This is a genomic window from Aureisphaera sp., assembly GCF_059726885.1.
This window is the reverse complement of record NZ_AP041051.1, coordinates 226,392-246,531: the sequence shown is the minus strand read 5'-3', so window position 1 is coordinate 246,531 and position 20,140 is coordinate 226,392. Positions and strand designations below refer to the sequence as shown.

20 protein-coding genes are annotated in these 20,140 nt (G+C 40.2%); 15 read left to right on the top strand and 5 right to left on the bottom strand.

Annotation, left to right across the window (positions count from 1 at the left end; genetic code table 11):
- Positions 1-286 precede the first annotated feature (286 nt).
- From AC6JAD_RS01190 to AC6JAD_RS01120, 15 genes are all read left to right on the top strand, one after another.
- A complete protein-coding gene (locus AC6JAD_RS01190) occupies positions 287-1,267 on the top strand; it encodes a hypothetical protein (protein WP_461304207.1) in 981 nt (326 codons plus the stop codon).
- Positions 1,268-1,310: 43 nt separating this feature from the next.
- Complete coding sequence (locus AC6JAD_RS01185) at positions 1,311-2,366, top strand: hypothetical protein (RefSeq protein WP_461304206.1); 1,056 nt, start codon at positions 1,311-1,313, stop codon at positions 2,364-2,366.
- A gap of 55 nt (positions 2,367-2,421) precedes the next feature.
- Positions 2,422-3,474 carry a hypothetical protein gene (locus AC6JAD_RS01180; RefSeq protein WP_461304205.1) on the top strand — a complete coding sequence of 351 codons (1,053 nt, stop codon included), beginning with the start codon at positions 2,422-2,424 and terminating at the stop codon, positions 3,472-3,474.
- A gap of 104 nt (positions 3,475-3,578) precedes the next feature.
- On the top strand, positions 3,579-4,082 hold the full coding sequence (locus AC6JAD_RS01175) for a hypothetical protein (RefSeq protein ID WP_461304204.1): 504 nt from the start codon (positions 3,579-3,581) through the stop codon (positions 4,080-4,082).
- Positions 4,083-4,088: 6 nt separating this feature from the next.
- Positions 4,089-4,865 carry a CsgE family curli-type amyloid fiber assembly protein gene (locus AC6JAD_RS01170; protein WP_461304203.1) on the top strand — a complete coding sequence of 259 codons (777 nt, stop codon included), beginning with the start codon at positions 4,089-4,091 and terminating at the stop codon, positions 4,863-4,865.
- A gap of 10 nt (positions 4,866-4,875) precedes the next feature.
- Positions 4,876-5,268 carry a curli production assembly/transport component CsgF gene (locus AC6JAD_RS01165; RefSeq protein ID WP_461304202.1) on the top strand — a complete coding sequence of 131 codons (393 nt, stop codon included), beginning with the start codon at positions 4,876-4,878 and terminating at the stop codon, positions 5,266-5,268.
- Between the two features lie 17 nt (positions 5,269-5,285).
- Positions 5,286-6,710, top strand: a complete 1,425-nt coding sequence (locus AC6JAD_RS01160; RefSeq protein ID WP_461304201.1) for a CsgG/HfaB family protein — start codon at positions 5,286-5,288, stop codon at positions 6,708-6,710.
- Between the two features lie 2 nt (positions 6,711-6,712).
- Positions 6,713-8,233, top strand: coding sequence for a carboxypeptidase regulatory-like domain-containing protein (locus AC6JAD_RS01155; protein WP_461304200.1), 1,521 nt, complete (start codon positions 6,713-6,715; stop codon positions 8,231-8,233).
- 83 nt (positions 8,234-8,316) lie between these two features.
- Positions 8,317-9,498, top strand: coding sequence for an AIR synthase related protein (locus AC6JAD_RS01150; RefSeq protein ID WP_461304199.1), 1,182 nt, complete (start codon positions 8,317-8,319; stop codon positions 9,496-9,498).
- Positions 9,499-9,545: 47 nt separating this feature from the next.
- On the top strand, positions 9,546-10,247 hold the full coding sequence (locus AC6JAD_RS01145) for a hypothetical protein (protein ID WP_461304198.1): 702 nt from the start codon (positions 9,546-9,548) through the stop codon (positions 10,245-10,247).
- A gap of 115 nt (positions 10,248-10,362) precedes the next feature.
- Positions 10,363-11,088 carry a hypothetical protein gene (locus tag AC6JAD_RS01140; RefSeq protein ID WP_461304197.1) on the top strand — a complete coding sequence of 242 codons (726 nt, stop codon included), beginning with the start codon at positions 10,363-10,365 and terminating at the stop codon, positions 11,086-11,088.
- Between the two features lie 161 nt (positions 11,089-11,249).
- On the top strand, positions 11,250-11,846 hold the full coding sequence (locus AC6JAD_RS01135) for a hypothetical protein (protein ID WP_461304196.1): 597 nt from the start codon (positions 11,250-11,252) through the stop codon (positions 11,844-11,846).
- Between the two features lie 100 nt (positions 11,847-11,946).
- The gene (gene prfA, locus AC6JAD_RS01130; RefSeq protein ID WP_461304195.1) at positions 11,947-13,023 is read left to right on the top strand and encodes a peptide chain release factor 1; all 1,077 of its coding nucleotides are present in this window, start codon (positions 11,947-11,949) and stop codon (positions 13,021-13,023) included.
- Between the two features lie 33 nt (positions 13,024-13,056).
- Positions 13,057-13,875: an orotidine-5'-phosphate decarboxylase gene (pyrF, locus tag AC6JAD_RS01125; protein WP_461304194.1), complete on the top strand. Its 819-nt coding sequence runs from the start codon at positions 13,057-13,059 to the stop codon at positions 13,873-13,875.
- Complete coding sequence (locus AC6JAD_RS01120) at positions 13,865-14,635, top strand: ABC transporter substrate-binding protein (protein WP_461304193.1); 771 nt, start codon at positions 13,865-13,867, stop codon at positions 14,633-14,635. The genes pyrF and AC6JAD_RS01120 overlap by 11 nt, the downstream gene beginning before the upstream one ends.
- Here AC6JAD_RS01120 and AC6JAD_RS01115 read toward each other — a convergent pair.
- The 5 genes from AC6JAD_RS01115 to AC6JAD_RS01095 form a co-directional block, all read right to left on the bottom strand.
- Complete coding sequence (locus AC6JAD_RS01115; protein ID WP_461304192.1) at positions 14,632-15,339, bottom strand: DUF4197 domain-containing protein; 708 nt, start codon at positions 15,337-15,339, stop codon at positions 14,632-14,634. The genes AC6JAD_RS01120 and AC6JAD_RS01115 overlap by 4 nt on opposite strands.
- Positions 15,340-15,491: 152 nt before the next feature.
- Positions 15,492-16,052: a type 1 periplasmic binding fold superfamily protein gene (locus AC6JAD_RS01110; RefSeq protein ID WP_461304191.1), complete on the bottom strand. Its 561-nt coding sequence runs from the start codon at positions 16,050-16,052 to the stop codon at positions 15,492-15,494.
- Between the two features lie 16 nt (positions 16,053-16,068).
- A complete protein-coding gene (locus tag AC6JAD_RS01105; RefSeq protein WP_461304190.1) occupies positions 16,069-18,468 on the bottom strand; it encodes a TonB-dependent receptor in 2,400 nt (799 codons plus the stop codon).
- A 102-nt stretch (positions 18,469-18,570) separates the two neighbouring features.
- The gene (locus AC6JAD_RS01100; protein WP_461304189.1) at positions 18,571-18,903 is read right to left on the bottom strand and encodes a hypothetical protein; all 333 of its coding nucleotides are present in this window, start codon (positions 18,901-18,903) and stop codon (positions 18,571-18,573) included.
- Positions 18,904-19,034: 131 nt separating this feature from the next.
- Positions 19,035-20,081 carry a cadherin repeat domain-containing protein gene (locus AC6JAD_RS01095; RefSeq protein ID WP_461304188.1) on the bottom strand — a complete coding sequence of 349 codons (1,047 nt, stop codon included), beginning with the start codon at positions 20,079-20,081 and terminating at the stop codon, positions 19,035-19,037.
- Positions 20,082-20,140: the final 59 nt, after the last annotated feature.

Genomic DNA, 20,140 nt, shown 5'->3' with positions numbered 1-20,140 from the left:
CTACAAACCAATTTGAACCTCAAGGGTGTACGTATAAGTACGTATATAATTTACGGTTTTTTTTCACATCTTTGAAATGCAATTGAACGTTGAGAACCAAAATTACAACTAGTCATAACCCTTCAACGGATTGCATTCTCCTCGACATATATTTCCCAAATAACCTCGTGTTATTCGTAATTTTTTATGGATAACCCTACGTTCTACCGCTCAATTTAAGCGGCTTATGAAATGTGTAATCAATTGTTTAACAGTTAATTATTAACCTTATTACTAAATTTTAATTATGAAAAAACTAATGTTAAGTGTGGCTTTCATCATGTGCGCGGCAGCAATGTTCGGACAGATGAACACAAGCACTGTAACCCAAACAGGTAACGGTAACGGTTCATCTGTAAGTCAGACTGGTTATATGAACCTTTCTGATGTTGACCAAACAGGTGATGGAAATGCCTCTGAGGTTACTCAATCCGGTGTTACTAACGATTCTGATGTAGATCAGATAGGGAATGACAACGACTTTGATGTAGATCAGGTAGGTACAGACAACGAAGCCGATGTGTACCAAGAAGGTGATCGTAACTTAGGTGGTGGTCCATCTTTAATTTGGGGAACCAACCAGAATGGTGAGCGTAACTACTCTACCACTTCTTCTGTAGGAGATGACAACAATGCTGGTACGGCACAGTGGGGTAACGACAACACAGCTGCTATTGACCAGGTGGGTGATCGTAACACAGCCAATGGAGGAAACTTCGGAATTTTCCAGATTGGTAACGAAAACGATTACACTACTACACAAAGAGGAGACGACAACTTTGCGACTACTACTCAATTTGGTGACCGTAACAACGGAAACTTCCTTTGGGGAACAAGACAAGAAGGAAATGGAAACTCTGCTACAAGTGACCAAGACGGAGACGACAACGACTCTGGAACAGGTCAATTTGGAGACGGAAACACCTCTACTATTGTACAGGTAGGAGATCGTAACGACGCCAACGGTAGTTTCTACGGTAACTTCCAATTCGGAAATGGAAACACTGCTGCTATCTCTCAGTTTGGAGATGACAACGATGCCCAGAACACTCAAACTGGTGATGATAACGACGCTACAGCTACTCAGGACGGTACGTTCAACTTTAGCCGTATCACACAGGATGGAAACATGAACTTCGCAGATACTAGCCAAACAGGCGCATCTCACAGTAGTATCGTAGATCAAATAGGAAACAATAACTCATCTGTGGTAACACAGAGCAACTAGAAATAGTAATTAATTAACCTTTATTTAAATCAAAACAAGAATTATGAAAAATCTAATTTTAACTGTAGCGGCTCTTTTTTGTGTAGCTGTTGCTTTTGGACAAATGAACACGAGTACTGTTACTCAAACAGGTAGTGGCAACGGATCTTCTGTAAGCCAGACTGGGTACATGAACCTTTCTGATGTTGACCAAACTGGAGACGGAAACGCCTCTGAGGTTACTCAAAATGGAGTAATGAACGATTCTGATGTAGATCAGATTGGAGATGACAACGATTTCGACGTTGATCAAGTAGGTGCTAACAATGACGCCGATGTATACCAAGAAGGTAACCGTAACTTAGGTGGTGGACCTTCTTTAATCTGGGGTACTCGTCAGTTAGGTAACGACAACTACTCTTCTACTTCTTCTGTTGGAGACGATAACAACGCTGGTACTTCTCAAGAAGGGAACAACAACTGGTCTGTTATTGATCAAGTAGGAAACAGCAACATGGCAAACGGAGGAAACTTTGGTGTTCGTCAGATTGGAGATGATAACGACAACCTTACTCAGCAGTACGGAAACGGAAACTTCTCTAACTCTTTCCAAACAGGAACTTTAAACCACTTCATCACTACTCAAACAGGTGACGATAACACGGCTACTTCTGATCAGGATGGTAACCGTAACCAAGGTGGTGGACCAGGTCTTGTATGGGGTATCCGTCAGGATGGTAACATGAACACGGCTTCTAACGACCAGGACGGAGACGATAACGACTCTGGAACAGGACAGTACGGAGACGGAAACACTGCTTCTATTTCTCAGGATGGTAACCGTAACCTTGCAAACGGAGGTTTCTTCGGTAACTACCAAGTAGGAGACGGAAACACTGCTGACATTTCTCAAACAGGAGATGACAACGACGCTCAGAACAGACAAGAAGGTGATTTGAACCAGGCTTACACAACTCAAGATGGTGTATTCAACTTTAGCCGTACGCTACAAGTTGGTAACTCTAACTTCAGTACTGTAGGTCAGTCTGGTGCTTCTCACAACAGTGACGTTCAGCAGTACGGAAACAGTAACAGCAGTTCTGTATCTCAAAGTAACTAACCAATTTTTAATGGTCCTGCGGGCCTAAGAATCCGCAGGGCATTATTATCTAAGTATGAAAAAAGTTTTAGCATGTGCAATAGCCCTTCTAGTTGGAGTGGTATCTTATGCACAAATGAACAATAGCTCTGTGTATCAGCTAGGAAGCGGAAACGATTCCGATGTTACGCAAGTGGGCTATATGAATGACTCCGATGTGGACCAATTAGGGGACGATAACGAAAGTGACGTTCTTCAGGTTGGTGTAACCAATGGGTCTACCGTATTACAGGATGGTGATGATAACGACAGTGACACTCAGCAATTGGGTGACGGAAATACCTCTACTGTAACTCAAACAGGAAACGACAATGATGCGCATGCGCACCAAGGTTTTTCTGGACTGAGTACTGGTAACGATGGTAACACTGGAACCATTACTCAAACTGGAAACGGTAACTACGCTCATGTGGACCAGTATACTACTGGTGGAGATTCAGACAATAACATCAGTTCTGTACTTCAAATGGGCGACGACAACTTCGCTTTTACAGATCAGCAAGGTGACTTTAATGGAAGTGGCGTGTCTCAAGTTGGAAACGACAACGACTCATGGGTACTTCAAATTGGAGCTGCTAACGGATCTTTAGTAATTCAGTCCGGTGATGACAACTATTCTGATGTAGATCAGGATGGAAACAATAACACTTCTGGTGTTGCTCAATCTGGTAACGATAACGAAAGTTATGTAGACCAAGTAGGGACACTTAATAACAGTAGTGTATTGCAGAGCGGAGACAGAAACTATAGTGAGGTTAATCAAGATGGATTTGGAAACTTCAGTGATGTGAAGCAATTTGGTGATGATAACGAAAGTTATGTAGACCAAATGGGTACAAACAACATCAGTGGTGTAATCCAAACTGGAAATGACAACTATAGCAAAGTGTATCAGGATGGTTTCATTAATACAAGTACTGTATTACAAACTGGAGATGATCACACAAGCTGTGTTTGGCAAGATGGAGACTTTAACTCTAGTACCGTTACCCAGACTGGTAATGGTCATATGAGTGATGTGACGCAAATCGGAAACTCAAACAGTTCCGTTGTGACACAAAGTAACTAAGAAAAAGATAGTCGCTTTTAACTCCTAACTAAGGTGTAAGGGTAGTACGTCTACCCTTACCCTTTTTAATTATTTTGTATCTTTATAGAAAGCAATTTGCAACTATGTTGAAAAAACTGAACATATTATTAATCGTTGTGTGCATAATGGCGTGTGGAACTGTGTTGGGACAGACGTATCGCAGCGATAATTCGGAAGCACTTCTTAACAGTGTGAAGAGAGATAATGTTTCTTCAGCTGTAGTGTCCCAAGCAAGTGCGCAACAAAGTGCATCCAGTGCTATTTTTATAGAACAAATTGGGGACAATAATAAAATTTCAGCCAACGCTGATGCCAATGAGGTATCTTTCAATTTTCTTCAGAACGGAGATGCCAATAATATTTATGTAAATGTAGAAGCACAAGCCGTTAGTGAAACCGTTATCCAAAACGGGAACAGGCATAGCTTCGTAGATTTTAGTAGTGGAAGTAGTGTTCGCAGTCTACAATTGATCCAGAATGGAAATGGACAAAACCTCACACTTTACGGGAAGAATTCCATTTCTGAAGAGATGAAGGTTAACATGACCGGAGACTCCCAATCCATTATTATTAGAAACTTCAACTAGTAGATCATGGATCGTGCTACGATTCTAGTCACTTTCCTTTGTATATCCCTTTTTTCGATTGGGTGCACAGCCCAAATATATAATGCCGAAATTGAGGCTTCAATTGATATTGAATCCAATGGGGAATTTTTTGATGTTACTGGTTTTGCCGCCAACAAATCGGATGGAGATAAATCCCTTCGTTACGTGTTGAGCATATTTAAAAACGACTCCATAGGAAATAATCTTTCAAAAGACGAAAAGACAGACCGAATCGTTTTGCGATCGGGAGAGAAAAAACGCCTTCCTACCCTAAATGTAAATGCAGAATTAAAAACTCGAACTATCGCTTTACTACTTATATATGATAAGGAAGATAAAATTGTAGGAAAGGATAGGGTTATAATGAATGAATTAGGAGCCATACAAGAAGAACAACAAGTGGTTGCCAAAAACAACTCCGTGTCCGACGATAAGGTATATAGTGGCGCAGATGGGGTAGTTCTAAAAGGAATAGTGGTAGAAAATACCAAGACCAAACCCGGACAGGACTTCTACCGTTCGTATGCCCAAAAGTACCTGTTAGATCAAATAGAGGGAGAAGAAGTAGTTGTGGTAAACGAAGTTTTTGCTTTGGGAACCAGTACGAAAATACAAGTACTGGCTGGCGACATCATTATTTTTCAGTTTTTTTTGAATCCAAGAGCCGATTACCTTGATCAAATGGTAGAAGCGGCTATTAGAAGAACAAATATCTACTTTAACCAAATGAGGAAAAGTAGAAGTTTGGTTAAAAAGTATTAGTTTTATCGATATGAAAACAATCCTGACCCTTACCATAATGTTTGTATCCGTTGCTGCCTTTGGCCAACAATTGGTGTACAAGCCTGTGAACCCCGCATTTGGGGGGGATACATTCAACCATCAATGGCTTCTTAATGCTGCCAATGCGCAGAACTCTTTTACAGATCCTAGTGATGATGGTGACCGAACCGACTTACAAGAGTTTACAGATGACCTAAACCGGCAATTGCTAAACCAATTAGAGCGAAGTATTTTTTCTAGTCAATTAGGTGATGGATTGGAAGAAGGAACCTTTACTTTTGGAAGCCTGGAATTGGAAATTTTCGACTCGGGCGAAGGTCTGGTCATTAATATCCTAGATACTTCAACAGGGGAACAGACACAAATTATAGTTCCTAATTAACAACCTATACTTTCTTAATGAAGAAGCTATTCTATTTATTGGTTGCATGTCAACTTCTTACAGCTTGCGGCACCTATTTTAACCAACCCTACAAACCGGAAGACGCCCGGATAGGGGAGCGTACGCCTAGGAGCAAGATTCTCGAGGAATTACCAATGCCTCAAGAGCCGGTTGTTGTTGGGGTATACAATTTCAAGGATCAGACGGGACAATATAAAAGTGTTGAAAACGGAAGTACCTTTAGTACTGCTGTGAGCCAGGGGGCAACTACCATGCTCATTAAGGCCTTGGAAGACTCCAAGTGGTTTACTCCTATTGAGAGGGAAAACCTGAATAACTTATTGAATGAAAGAAATATCATTCGGACCACAAGGGATGAATTTAGAAAAACCACAAATCCTAATGAACCCAAATTGCCACCGCTCCTCTTTGCAGGTATTCTGTTAGAAGGTGGAATTGTTTCCTACGATTCCAATATTATTACAGGTGGAATTGGGGCAAGGTACTTCGGTGTGGGAGGTTCTACACAATACCGTCAGGATCGTATTACGATCTATTTGAGAGCCGTGTCCACGGCCAACGGGAAAATTTTGAAAACAGTGTATGTTTCAAAAACCATTCTCTCACAAGCTGTGGATGCCAGTTTGTTCCGTTATGTAAATTTCCAGCGATTGTTGGAAGCTGAAACCGGGATGACCAAAAATGAACCCGTGCAATTGGCAATGAAAGATGCCATAGAAAGAGCTGTTGAATCCCTTATCATAGAAGGAATCAATGACGAACTGTGGTCTACACAAGAAGGTCCTGAGATGAATCAACAATTGGTAGATGCCTATATGGAAGAAAAAGCCTTGGAAGAGTCTACCTTACTGTATAGCAGACGTCAGCGGGAGCGGGATTTTTATGGATCGGTTAATGCTTCTGGATTTGCTACGATTATGAACGGGGATTACGAAAAGAAACCCCTTTCCTATGGGGCATCCCTAGGATATTCCCATAAGATTACCAATCACTTAAACTTGGGAGCTAACCTTACCTATCAAAATTTTGAAAGTAGTTTCAGTTTTGATAAAGAATTCCTTACTACAGACATAAATTTAGAATATATCGTGCTTCCATACGATAACTTTACTCCATTTGTTTATGGTGGCGGTGGTGTGTTGTTCGATCCATCGAGTACACAATCTGCATTCGGAAAGGTAGATCCAGCACCAAAAATTCAAGGTGGTGTCGGCATCATTGCCCAATTAACGGATCGATGGGCTGTTCGCGGATTTTTTGAATCGGACCTCCTTTTTACAGATCTGTTGGATGGACTCGAAAGTGGTAAAAGGGATGATTATTATTACAACTTTGGTTTGGGTGTAAGTTTTTCCCTTGGGAAAAAGAAGAGTACAGCACCTATTCAAATTGAAGGAATTGGTAATTCTAATACAAATTAGAAATGAAAAAGATAATATATATACTTAGTCTAGTCGCAGGGATAAGCATCGCTTTTAATTCCTGTTCAGAGGATGGACTTGCGGAAACAGGATCTGGAATCTTAGAGGGTAAAGTGGTACAGGAAGGGTCTAATACACCTATAGCAAACGCAAAAGTTACCACCAACCCTGTAACCAATACGGTTTTTACCGACGAGAATGGAAACTTTACCATGGGTCAGGTACAAGTGGGTGACTATTCTGTCCAAGCTGAAGTCGATGAATTTATAACAGGATTCGAACCCGCCAATGTGCAGGATGGAAGAACCATTAATGTCGTTTTCGAATTGCTGGAGTCTTCGACGAATAATGCTGAACCCTTGGCGCCAGTTTTGGTATTCCCAGCAGACAACGCTACCGAAGTTGACACTCAATTGGAATTTGTTTGGAATTCATCCGATAGTGATACCGATCCTATAACGTATACGTTCGAACTGAGAAATGGTACCACCAGCGAAGTTATGTTGGTCGAGAATTTAGTCGATACGACATATGCCATGTCGGGATTGAACATTGGAACGAACTACTTCTGGCAAGTAACCGCATCAGACGATATAAATCCACCCGTTGAAAGTGCGCTTAGTAGCTTTTCTACGGTTAGTCTTATCGACAAACGCTTCTTTTTTGTGAAAAAGGACGGTAATAATAATGTAATATATTCTGGTGATGATTTGGCCGAAGAAAATGGAGATCCTGATCAAGGAGTGTTTCAATTAACGCCTTCTTCAGAAAATAGCTTTAGGCCGAGAAAGAACGTTCAAACTGGAAAGCTAGCTTTTCTTAGAACTGTTGGGTCTGAAACGCACTTGTTTACTATGAACCTGGATGGAACCGAGGTTGACCAAGTAACCAATGTGGTGCCCGTGGCAGGTTTTAGACAGGATGAAGTAGATTTCTCATGGTTGGATAATGGACAAAGGCTATTGTATCCTAACCTTAATAAATTATATGCAATCAATGTTACTGGAACGGGAAGGGACTTTATTTATCAGGCCGCTCCCGATAGGTTTATCACCGAAATTGATACCAATGAAGCTAATAATTTAATAGCAATAAAAACCAATGACGCCAGTGGGTATAACGCTAGGATAGTGATTATAGATCCAGACTTGGATGTTGAGGTTGCAGTCGTTATAGAAAATGTACTGGGTGCACTCGGCGGAATAGATTTTTCTATCGATGGAACTAAATTATTATACACAAGGGATGTTTCCGGTTTCGAAAATGCGACCTATAGACAATTGGATAGTAGAATATTTGAATATGATTTTGCAACAATGAATTCTACGGAAATTGCCACAGATAAACCCTCTGGAACGAATGATTTAGATGCAAAGTACTCACCCGATGAAGGAGCTGTGATTTTCATGAATACTTCAAACGATGGGGTTTCTCAACGAAATATCTACAAATTTGTCTTCGATGATATCATAGATCTAAGGGAACTATTGTTCACTAATTCCTTTATGCCCGATTGGGAATAATAAAATAGCAAACGCATAAAAAAACGTCCCTTATTTTCGGGACGTTTTTTCATTACGTATTTTTGCGAAACTAATTTAACGCCATGAGCCAAGAAATTTCAAAGCGCTATGCCCAAAGAGGGGTTTCGGCGGGGAAGGAAGACGTGCACAATGCTATTAAAAATGTGGACAAGGGATTGTTCCCAAAGGCATTTTGTAAAATTGTGCCAGATTACCTAACAGGTAGTAAGGACCACTGCCTTATCATGCATGCCGATGGTGCAGGAACCAAGTCTTCCTTGGCTTATATGTATTGGAAGGAAACGGGAGACCTTTCGGTTTGGAAAGGTATTGCCCAGGATGCCCTTATCATGAATATAGACGACTTACTTTGCGTGGGGGCTGTAGATGATATTTTGCTTTCCTCTACTATTGGTAGGAATAAAAACCTGATCCCAGGAGAAGTCATTTCAGCTATCATTAATGGAACGGAAGAACTCATTGCAGATCTCAAGGATTTTGGGGTCACCATTCATTCTACAGGTGGGGAAACTGCAGATGTAGGAGATTTGGTACGAACGATCATTGTAGACTCTACGGTAACAGCACGAATGAAAAGGGACGATGTTATTGATAATGCCAATATTCAGGAAGGAGATGTGATTGTGGGGCTAGCTTCATTCGGTCAGGCAACCTATGAGTCTGAATACAATGGAGGCATGGGCAGTAATGGATTAACATCTGCTAGGCATGATGTGTTTCACAAGATACTTTCGAAAAACTATCCTGAAAGCTATGATGCCGCAGTACCCGATGAGTTGGTGTATTCTGGATCCAAAAAATTAACTGATGCAATAGCCGATAGTCCTTTAGATGCAGGAAAATTGGTGCTTTCTCCAACCAGAACATACGCCCCAATAATAAAAAAGATACTTTCAGAAATCGATAAAAGTCATATTCACGGAATGGTACATTGTAGCGGGGGAGCGCAAACCAAGGTACTTCATTTCGTAGATAATGTCCACGTTATTAAGGATCATCTTTTCGAAGTACCACCTTTATTCAAACTAATTCAGGAAGAAAGTGGCACTGATTGGAAAGAGATGTACCAAGTCTTCAATATGGGACATCGCATGGAATTGTATGTGAATGATAGTAGCGCATCTGGGATTATTGAGATTGCAAAATCGTATGGGGTAGAAGCCCAAATTGTCGGTAGGGTAGAAGCTGCAAATTCCAAGAAATTAACCATTAAATCAAAATATGGTACATTTGAGTATAACTAGTTAATCCTTTTTTTTACATGCTCCCCAGTATAACGAAAGCGAATTACATGCCAGTTTTAAAAATTCTTTCCGTGATTTTTCTGGCTCTATGTATCTATGCGGAAGCCTTTTATGAAGACCCCACCTTTTATAGAATTACGCGAGTAGTTATCTGTTTTGTGTTTTTGGGACTCATGATTTTTTACGGCAAGAAGCAAGTGAACCCATTGCTCGCGCTTTTCCTTTTTTTCTACGGATTGTCGGGCTTGGCCATTATTTGGTACGAGGATCACATATTTGCAACAGTATCCATGTTCCTTAATTTTGTGGCCTACGCAATGTTCGTGAAGGCTTTATTGCCAAAGGTGAGTTTCAAAAAAATGAACTTCTATTTTGCAGGAGTATCCATAATACTCATCTTGGTTAATGTGTATATACTGTATAAATTCGTAGAACTCATTGGCGAATTTACACTTAGTGATTCGCATTATATTTTTATGCTACTCTTTGCAATGAGTTTCATAGCGACCGGTTTTCTCACCCTGCTGTACAATCACACCTATAGCACTAAAAATTCTTTTGTGTTCACAGTAGCTATTTATTGCATCATTTTTTCCGAAGTTCTTAGTGCTATGGCTTACTATTTTAATATGGGAAGCCCCGTGATCTATATTTCCCGGGCATTATTAATTGTGGGAGCAGCCTCATTGGTGCATTATGTGCTTCTTAAGAAAAATGAAAAAGAAGCCCTTGATCGGAAGCTGTTTTAACCCTTAGTAAAAATGGGTGTTTACACGTACCTTTTTTAGTAAGAAATTTCCTATTTTTCGTGCCGAACACATGGTTGTTTACCAGCAATGGTAGGACAATCATTTTACTTGGAACATGCGAGTGGGGATTACACATAAGAATTACAAGGCAATAATCACAGTCCTTGGAATTATATTCTTGATAGTTAGTATTTATATTCATACCACGGGCGATTTCTATACCTATAGAATGAGTCGGGGTATTATTATTTTCGCATTTTTAGCTTTGCTTATTTACTACAAAACCAAGGGCGTGAGTCGAGTAATGGTGGCTTTCCTCATGGTTTATGGGCTATCTAGTATATTAACAATATGGTACGAAAATAATACTTCGGCCACTTGGGCCATGTTACTCAGCTTTGTTTCCTATATCATTCTTATTGTTTCGCTCATTCCGAAAGTAAACCTAAAGAAAATGAATGCTGCGCTACTCATACTGTTTATTATTCTTATTGGAATAAACGGATTTCTATTGTTTGAATTAGTAGCTATTATAAAAGCTTTTACATTAAGTGGGTTGCACTATATCTTCATTCTTTTGGGGGCAATGAGCTTAACCTTGCTAGGGTTTTTAGCCTTGTTGTTTAATCATAACTATAGCAACAAAGCTACCTTAATGTTTACCTTCTTTGTTTTTTTGCTCATTTTTTCTGAAGTATTCCGATCCCTTGGGTATTACGATATTGCCTATGGGGATATTGCCGTTTACATTGCCAGGGCATTACTCATAGCGGCATTGTCTATGCTGCTTAACTATGCCATTTCTGATAAAAAAACGTCTGGACAATTAGGAATGAAGTAAGTGTAATGATTATCTTGGATTCATAATTTGAATACGTTTAATATCTGAAACCAGCTTATCTAACCCCAAATCGTTGGATAATCTATGTCATTATCCCAGCCATACTAATGGTGTGTAGTCTTCTATTACACCCCAATGAACAGCACTATTATTTTAGGGGTATGAGAGCAATGGTTAGCTTGGTGGCATTTGTCATAATTGCTTTTTCTGGTTTCCGGGAAAACAAAATGGTACTCTGGTATTCACTCTTTTATACCCTTTCAAGTGTTTTGACACTGTGGTATGAAAATAATGCCATCGCAACTTGGTCCATGATATTAAATGGTTCCTCTTTTCTATTTCTTATTGTCTTGGTAGTTGGGAAGCTTGAGTTTAAAAAGCCGGAAAATTTATTTCTATTTTCATGGATCGCCGTAGCACTCATAAATGCATGGCTAATGTTCATGTTCCTTGAGATACTGTATGAGTACATAAGTAGTTTGGAACTTTTTATTGCTATTTGTTTTAGCTGTGCTACTTTCTTTATTCTCTCGGTAACTACATTTCTTTATAATAATGAGCACAATACCAGAAACTCTATAGTCTTTATCTTTTTCCTTGTATTCTTAATTTTTGCGGAAATGTTCAGGGGAGTAGGGTATTACGAATTTGTAGATTCCATAAATGGACAATACTTCGCACGTTTTTTATTAATTATTTCCTTTACACTTTTACCGCGATTTACACTGTTAGAGGTAGAGGGTGAAAAAATCCTGTAATTGAGTAATTAGATAGCAATGAAATCTTTCCTTAGGCATTGCTTTCAAGGGTCATATGTTACCTGAAATTATTGTAAATTTGACCGATTACTAAGCATCTATGTTAGAAAAACTCGAAATCATAAAACAGCGCTTCGATGAAGTAAGCGATTTAATCATTCAGCCCGACATCATTACCGATCAGAAACGCTATATCCAGTTAAATAAGGAGTATAAGGACCTTAGAATCCTTATGGATAAGCGCAATGAGTACGTAACCTTATCGGATAATTTGAAAGAGGCCGAAGAGATCATTAGCGATGGTAGCGATGCTGAAATGGTTGAAATGGCCAAAATGCAATTCGATGAGGCTAAAGGGCGCATTCCAGAATTGGAAGAAGAAATTAAGTTTTTACTCATTCCCAAAGACCCGGAAGATGCCAAAAATGCCGTGATGGAAATTCGAGCGGGAACCGGTGGTGATGAGGCCAGTATTTTTGCTGGAGACCTCCATAGAATGTATACCAAGTACTGCGAGGGCAAAGGTTGGAAGGTAAGTGTAGTGGATTTTAGTGAAGGAACCAGTGGTGGCTTTAAGGAAATCCAGTTTGAGGTAGAAGGCGATGACGTCTATGGAACGTTAAAGTTCGAAGCTGGGGTACACCGTGTTCAACGTGTTCCGCAAACAGAAACCCAAGGACGGGTACATACCAGCGCAGCAACGGTAATGGTATTCCCCGAAGCCGAGGAATTTGATGTGGAGATAGACCCAAAAGATGTTAGGATCGACTATTTCTGTTCCTCTGGTCCTGGTGGGCAGTCTGTGAACACTACCTATTCTGCGGTTCGTCTAACTCACGAACCTACTGGTCTGGTGGCACAATGCCAAGATCAGAAATCACAGCATAAAAACAAGGAAAAAGCATTTAAAGTATTGCGTTCACGCCTATATGATCTCGAATTGGCAAAGAAACAAGCCGAGGATGCGGCAAAACGTGGATCTATGGTGACCAGTGGTGATAGAAGCGCAAAGATAAGAACGTACAATTACCCACAAGGAAGGGTCACCGATCATCGAATAAACCTAACATTGTACGATCTTGGAAATATAATCGATGGTGATATTCAAAAGATTATAGATGAGCTTCAATTGGTGAGCAATACAGAAAAGCTTAAAGAAGCAGGAGAAACCTTTTAAGTGCTAAACCCATAACCCAGAAGTTACAGCTTCATGACTACCGAAAAGCTCGTTTCAGAAATAAAGAAAAAGAAATCCTTTCTATGTGTAGGACTCGATGTGGATCTTGCAAAAATTCCTGAACATGTACTGGAAAATGAAGATCCTATTTTTGCTTTCAACAAAGCGATCATTGATGCCACACATGATCTTGCGGTGGCTTACAAACCGAACATTGCGTTCTATGAAGCGTACGGGTTAAAAGGATGGAAATCCCTAGAGAAAACAATTACGTACCTCAATTCGCAATACCCGGACATCTTTACGATTGCAGACGCCAAACGTGGGGACATAGGAAATACCTCAAAGATGTACGCCAAGGCATTTTTCGATGATTTGGCTTTCGATTCCATTACGGTCGCACCTTATATGGGGAAGGATAGTGTGGAACCCTTTTTAGGTTTTACGAATAAGCACACCATACTTCTGGCACTCACATCTAATGCGGGCGCCTTCGATTTTCAGACGAAGACAATTCAAGGAAAAGAACTTTATAAAGAAGTTTTGGAGACTTCAAAAAACTGGGAGAATTCAGAAAACCTTATGTACGTAGTGGGAGCTACCAAAGCGGAGTTTTTAGCGGACATTCGCAACATAGTTCCGAATTCCTTTTTACTGGTTCCAGGTGTTGGAGCCCAGGGAGGTAGTTTGACAGAAGTATGTAAGTATGGTATGAATGATAGAGTAGGGTTGCTTATCAATTCTTCTAGAGGGATCATTTACAAGTCAAACGGGACTGATTTCGCTGAAGCTGCACGGGCAAGTGCCCTAGAGCTGCAATCTCAAATGGAAGAAATCCTGAATGCAGGTTAAGGATCAACTAAATAGAGCACTTTATTTTCCTGAGACACCCAAACGAATCGTTTCATTGGTTCCTTCCCAAACTGAGTTATTGGTCGATTTAGGACTTCGAAATCGTATAGTAGGAGTTACCAAATTTTGTGTGCATCCACAAGAACTTAGGAAAGAGGCTACCGTGGTTGGAGGCACCAAGAATGTGCATTATGACCGAATAGTATCCTTGAATCCAGACATTATCATCTGTAACAAGGAAGAGAATACCCAGGAAATTGTTGAAACATGCGAAACCATCGCACCCGTTTGGGTGAGCGATATGGTACGTTTTGAGGATAGTTTAGATATGATAAGTGGTTTAGGATCCCTATTGGGGGCTACGGAAAGATCTATTCAATTGATTAACGATATAAGAAAGGCCAAGGAAGATTTTGAACTATTTATGGCACATAAGCCCTATAGAAAAGTAATGTATCTTATATGGAAACGACCTTATATGGCGGCCGGTAGCGATACTTTCATAAACACATTGCTGAAATTGAATCGATTTGAAAACGTTTCGAATGAAAAGCGCTATCCTGAAGTTTCTTTGGAAGACCTGAACCGTGCCGATCTTATTTTATTGTCTTCCGAACCATATCCATTTAAAGAAAATGATGTAACCGAGCTTCAACAAAAAACAAACGCCACCGTACAATGCGTCGATGGCGAATATTTTAGTTGGTATGGCTCGCGATTATTGGGAGCCTTTTCTTATTTCAAAACATTACATTCCTAATCCTGTAACGCAAATACTTTACGTAACAAATCTGTGGTACGTGAGGAAATTTTTGTCCTGATCTGTTTTTCTTCCACCGAAATCATAGTGTATACACCTTTCAAGGCTTCATTGGTCACATAATCGGTCAAGTCTGGGTTTACCTTATTTACAAATGGAATGGTATTGTATTTATTAATAATGTTCGTCCATATCTGATCGGCACCAACCCTTCCGAAGGAATTCTGAATTACGGGGCTAAATTTATTGTATAGTGCACTGTTGGTGCGGCCCTGCAAATAGTTCGTGGCAGCATTGTCGGGTCCCAATAAGATGTTCTTTGCATCATTAAAAGTAATCCCTTTCACGGCATTTACGAAAATTGGCGTTGCTTCCTTCACTGCATCCTCTGCTGCTCTGTTCAGTGCTTTAATCCCTTCATCGGCCAAACTACTAAGTCCAATATCGCGCAATGCTCTATCAACTTTTTGTAATTCCTCTGGCAATAGGATTTTTACCAACTCATTTTTATAAAAACCATCGGTCTGAGTAAGTTTTTGAACTTGCTTGTCTATCCCAAAATCCAATGCTTCACGTAATCCGTTTCCAATCATGGCATCAGTTATGCCACCATCTCCTTGGGGTAACGTACTAACTACATTTTGAAGTTCGTCGCATGAGGTTGTCATAAAAACAAGCGCGACAAGAAATAATTTTTTTATCATATTATTCGTCTAAGAGGATTTTTCCAAAGATAGTAAGTTAATACCAAACAGGCGCTTGTTTTAAGTATACGTCACAATGCTTTTCGATGCCATGCAAAGAAAAAACGGCCACTTCAACAGTGGCCGTTTTTCAAAGCTTCAATACTATGTTCTTAATTAATGGTTACATCAAAAGTGGCCGAAATATCCGTTTCTCCACCCGCATCCGATAATGTGCCATCATTAGGCTTGGTAGGCTCATGACGCAATGTAACTGTCATCGTTCCAGTACCGGCAGTATTTGCTGTAAGCGTAAATGACAATCCAAGGGGATTTCCATTTGCATCTTGATCAGAATACGTCGTGGTTACATCCAATCCGCCTCCAGCAACGTAGAAAATTTGGTGCTCGTCATCTTCTTCTTCGATTTCCTCGTTAATGTTTTCTGGAGGAGTTTCGGTTTCGTTCAAGAAAGATGCAGCTCCATTATAGGTAGTACCCGCAACTAATTCTCCTACTACCGTAATTACGGGAGGGTTGGGTCCATCACCATCTACATCACGGGTTTGCATAATAACTTCCGTTCCACCACCACCTTGAGGTGTTAAGGCAATCGTCATGGTGGTGATCACTTCCTCTTCGTTTACAGGGTCTGGGGTACTGTCATCATCATTGTTACATGCCATAAAAAGGGTTGCAACTAATAATAGGGTTAAATATCTATAGGTTTTCATATGTATAATTTTTGTTTTAATAATTGATTTTAAGGTTCAATAAAATATTTCTCCCAAGATCATCTGCATAAAACCTGAATCGGTTCAAATAGTTTCTGTATGATTCGTTAAGTAGGTTTTCTACGGACAACCCAAGGACAATTTGACTTTTATTTTTAATCGTAAAAGGATATTCTGCGCTAAAATTGAGCAATAAATATCCATCTGGTGGTGTACTTATATCCAGTAACTCAAAACTGTCTGTTTCGGGAATAAATACGTCAAAATTGTTATCCGGGAATTCGTTTTGCCGGAATACATAAGTGCTTCCCAAAGTCAATTTTAGGTTGTTTAGGCTCGAATTTTCATACGACAACCTATTGCTAAATTGGGTGGCGGGTATATTGATAAGGGGACGATCATTGTCACTTTCGTAGGCCTTTAGGAAAGAAAATTGACTTTCCCAATTCAGATTATCTGTAAAGGGTACAGAGGCATCCAGGTCGAAACCTAAAAAATAAGCGTCGGTTTGCCTGTATTCCCAAACTTGGAAATTACCCCGTATCGTTTGCTGGATTTCCGTGGGCTCGATTACCACAAAATCCGAAATGAAATTTGCATACGGATTAATGGCAAATTGCAACCCTTTTAGTTTCCCTTCTACCGTTACAGACAATTTGTTAGAGGTTTCCGATTGAAAACGCAAATCCCCCAATTCAATGCGGGAAGCGGAATGGTGCAATCCTTCACTGAATAATTCAGACGGATTGGGTGCCCGGGAAGCCAAAGCATAATTAAGGTATCCAGTGAACTGATCTGAGAATTCGTAGGAAGTTCCCACGGTAGCCGATAGGTTGGTGAAATCCAACTCTGGATTGGTAAGCACTTGATTCCCGAATTCTTCTACAACCAATTCTGGGAACAACTCATCGTAATTTCTGGACTCCCAAAAAGAAGTACGGTAGAATTTCAATGCGTCCATATAGGTATAATCCAATCGAAGTCCTGCTTCCAATTGCCAAGTATCATTTACCTCATAATCTGCAATGGCATAGATTCCAAGATGGTACCTTTCGTAATCCGGTATGAGCCGGCGAACGCCAGTTGCAGGATTGGCAAAGTTTTCCTGATAGTCGGCCATTATACCGGATTTAAAATTTAATCCATCGGAAAGCCTCGATTTGAAATCGATGGCAGCGGTGTGCGTTTTTAGATTAAGGTCTACAGATGCATTTTCCGCATCATCACCCCGACGAATATCAAATTCAAACCGATCATTTTGCTGATAGGTATAATGGAAGGCTATATTGGAGTGTTCCCCGAAATTCCGATCTCCTTTCAATTTAAAGACCTGATGGGTTACTTCTTGCCTGGGTACATCAATATCATAGGTAAAATCCCTAATAATTAAGGGTTCAGAGCTGTTTATGGCGATAAATTGATCCTGGGGTCCACCCAAATGAGAGGCTCTAAGAATCCCCAACGTATTTTTAAACAAGGAATAGCTTCCTTCCAAGCGATAGGAGAATCTGTTTACCCCAAAACGTGCAAAAAGGCTCTTTTCATCGATTCCTGTATTGCTCAGCACATAATTAGGGGCTTCAAAATCACCAAACCTTCTTAGGGTTCCTTGTAATTGTCCGTAGAATCCACTTTCAAAGCTTTTGGTAATCTGGGAGGAAACCACACCACCTCTTCCGTTGGAAGCGGCAGTTAGCATCGTTTTACCGTAGAGCGTATCCTTCACCACAATGCGACTGGGTTCCAGAATAATGGCGCCTCCAATAGCATCACCACTATACTGCAAGGCAGCTGCATTTTTAATAACCGCCACTTTTTCTGAAGCATTTATATCGATGTTAGGAGCATGCTCCGCCCCCCATTCCTGATCTTCCATACGGGTACCATTGTTTATTATGGTTACCCGGCTGCTGTGCAACCCATTTATGATGGGCTTTACCACGGAATTACCTGTATTGAGTGAGGATACCCCACTAATCTCATTTAAGGCATCTCCCAATGACTTCCCACTATTGCGGTCCAGGGCATCTTTGGATAGTTGCACTTCCTTCACGGAAACAAGTTTATCAAATTGCGACTTCCCTTCGACGATAACCTCATTAAGTTCTTCTAAATGATGTTCCATCTTAAAGTTTCGCTCGGTGTTGGACCTTACGACTATTTCACGGGTTATGGTGGTGCACTCTGGATGCGATATGATAATGGTATAACTACCACTGCACAAACCATTGAATTCGTAAAACCCTTCTTCATTGGCAATGGCTGTCTGACTCAACTGATTAATGTAGAGCATGGCACCTTGGTGGGGTACATTGTTATGAAGATCGACCACCTTACCGGATAGGGTAAAATCACAATCCTGAGCCTGAACCGTTACGTGCAGGGCAAATGCAATAAAAAGAATACGTAAATGCATTAATCTCTTATACTATTCACTGTTTGGAATACGTGTACTACTTGGCACAGAACAAATACTGAGGTGTGTCAACATTGTCAAGCCAAGATTTGAATGGATTATTTAAGAGATTACTGGAGGCCCTCTTAGAAACTTAAAGCCTAAATCGTATGAAGTGTAATTAAATTCAAATTGTTTTTCCGGACGCTCCGAAATGGTGATATCCGTAATGACGGTTATCTCCTGCTCTGGGGCATACAAGGTTGGCGTGATAAGGACAAAGCACAGGGAACATTCAAAATGGCCTTCGTGAATATGAGTTGTGGTTTCCTTACAGCTTAAATGCTCTTCGTCTTCACTATGGTGGTGAATGGTATTGGCAATGGTCGGAAGCAACACCAATAATGCCATTAGTGGCACTACCAGAAAATGTATTATGTTTTTGCTCCGAATCATATGAACAGTTATAGAGAACTGAACGAACCACAAATGTAAGGTATTTTGCCTTAAATACAGGTGTACAAAAATCTTAAGGAATCCTTAAAGAAACGTAGGGGTATTAAAAAGAAGTATTTGCAAAAGCTGTATTAGAAGTTACAGTTACCCTCTATTATATCCTCCGCGCTAGGGTTAAAAGGGTTGTTGAAAATAGATAACCCACCAAACTCACCTGCAACCACGAGTCCCTCCAAAGCACAGAAATCGGTTAGGCTATTGTTGGAATTGATACTTAAGTTGTGGACAATGGTGTTTAAGTTGTTGAGTCCTTCCAAAGACTCGAGAACATTATTGGCTCGTGCCTCCATCCCTCCGGGTATTAAGGTGATCTGACTTAGACCCTCGATGCTCCTTAGAGCACCGTTGTTATTTATTTTTATATGCTCCCCCAGGCTAGATATGTTGGAAACTCCATCTATTTCTACTAGCATTTGATTGGCGATTATAAAAAGATTTTCACCGACTGAGGTAACACCCCTAAATCCGTCGACATTTTGTATACTACTATTTCCGCTTACTTGAAGTCTGCCTCCCACGGTTACCACATTGTGTAGCCCTTCCAAACTTGCTAAGGCGGTGTTACTACCAATAATAATTCCTCCTTCAACACTTAATAAAGAGCTTAAGGAACTAATATCAACTATAGAATTATTGGGAGTGCCAATGGTTCCTATGAGTAGATCACCATTAATGCGTGTATAATTGTTACTGGCAAAAATGTCAACTTCTTCCTGAGTCATTAAAAGAACATCTCCATCAAAAATAGATTCTTCGAATACATCATTTAGGGTAACGGTGATGTTAGCATTTTCGAATATATCTCCATTGTGCACTTCGATAATACCTTGGAGGGTTGGATTCGTTTCAAAATCGAATAACGAATTATCCGCTACCGTCAATTCACCCGTTTCAGGATTTATGGAAAAAGCCCCTGCTTGAGTTTCGTTGGAAATTGAAAAATGGACAGAGCCTTCATTGGTTTGACCATTTATTATTCCCAGCACCTCGCCGTTAAGGGGATTTTCATCAATGGTGATATTGAAATCTGAAGTAGTCACGGTTATGGTAGTGGTATCGTCCTCACCACTACAGGCAACCAATAGAAGAATCAGAAAAGTAAGAAATGGAGTTTTCATAAAGCTAATTTTCGGCTTTAGTCGAAAATGGTGTTCGTAACTAACTTGATTGAAAAACC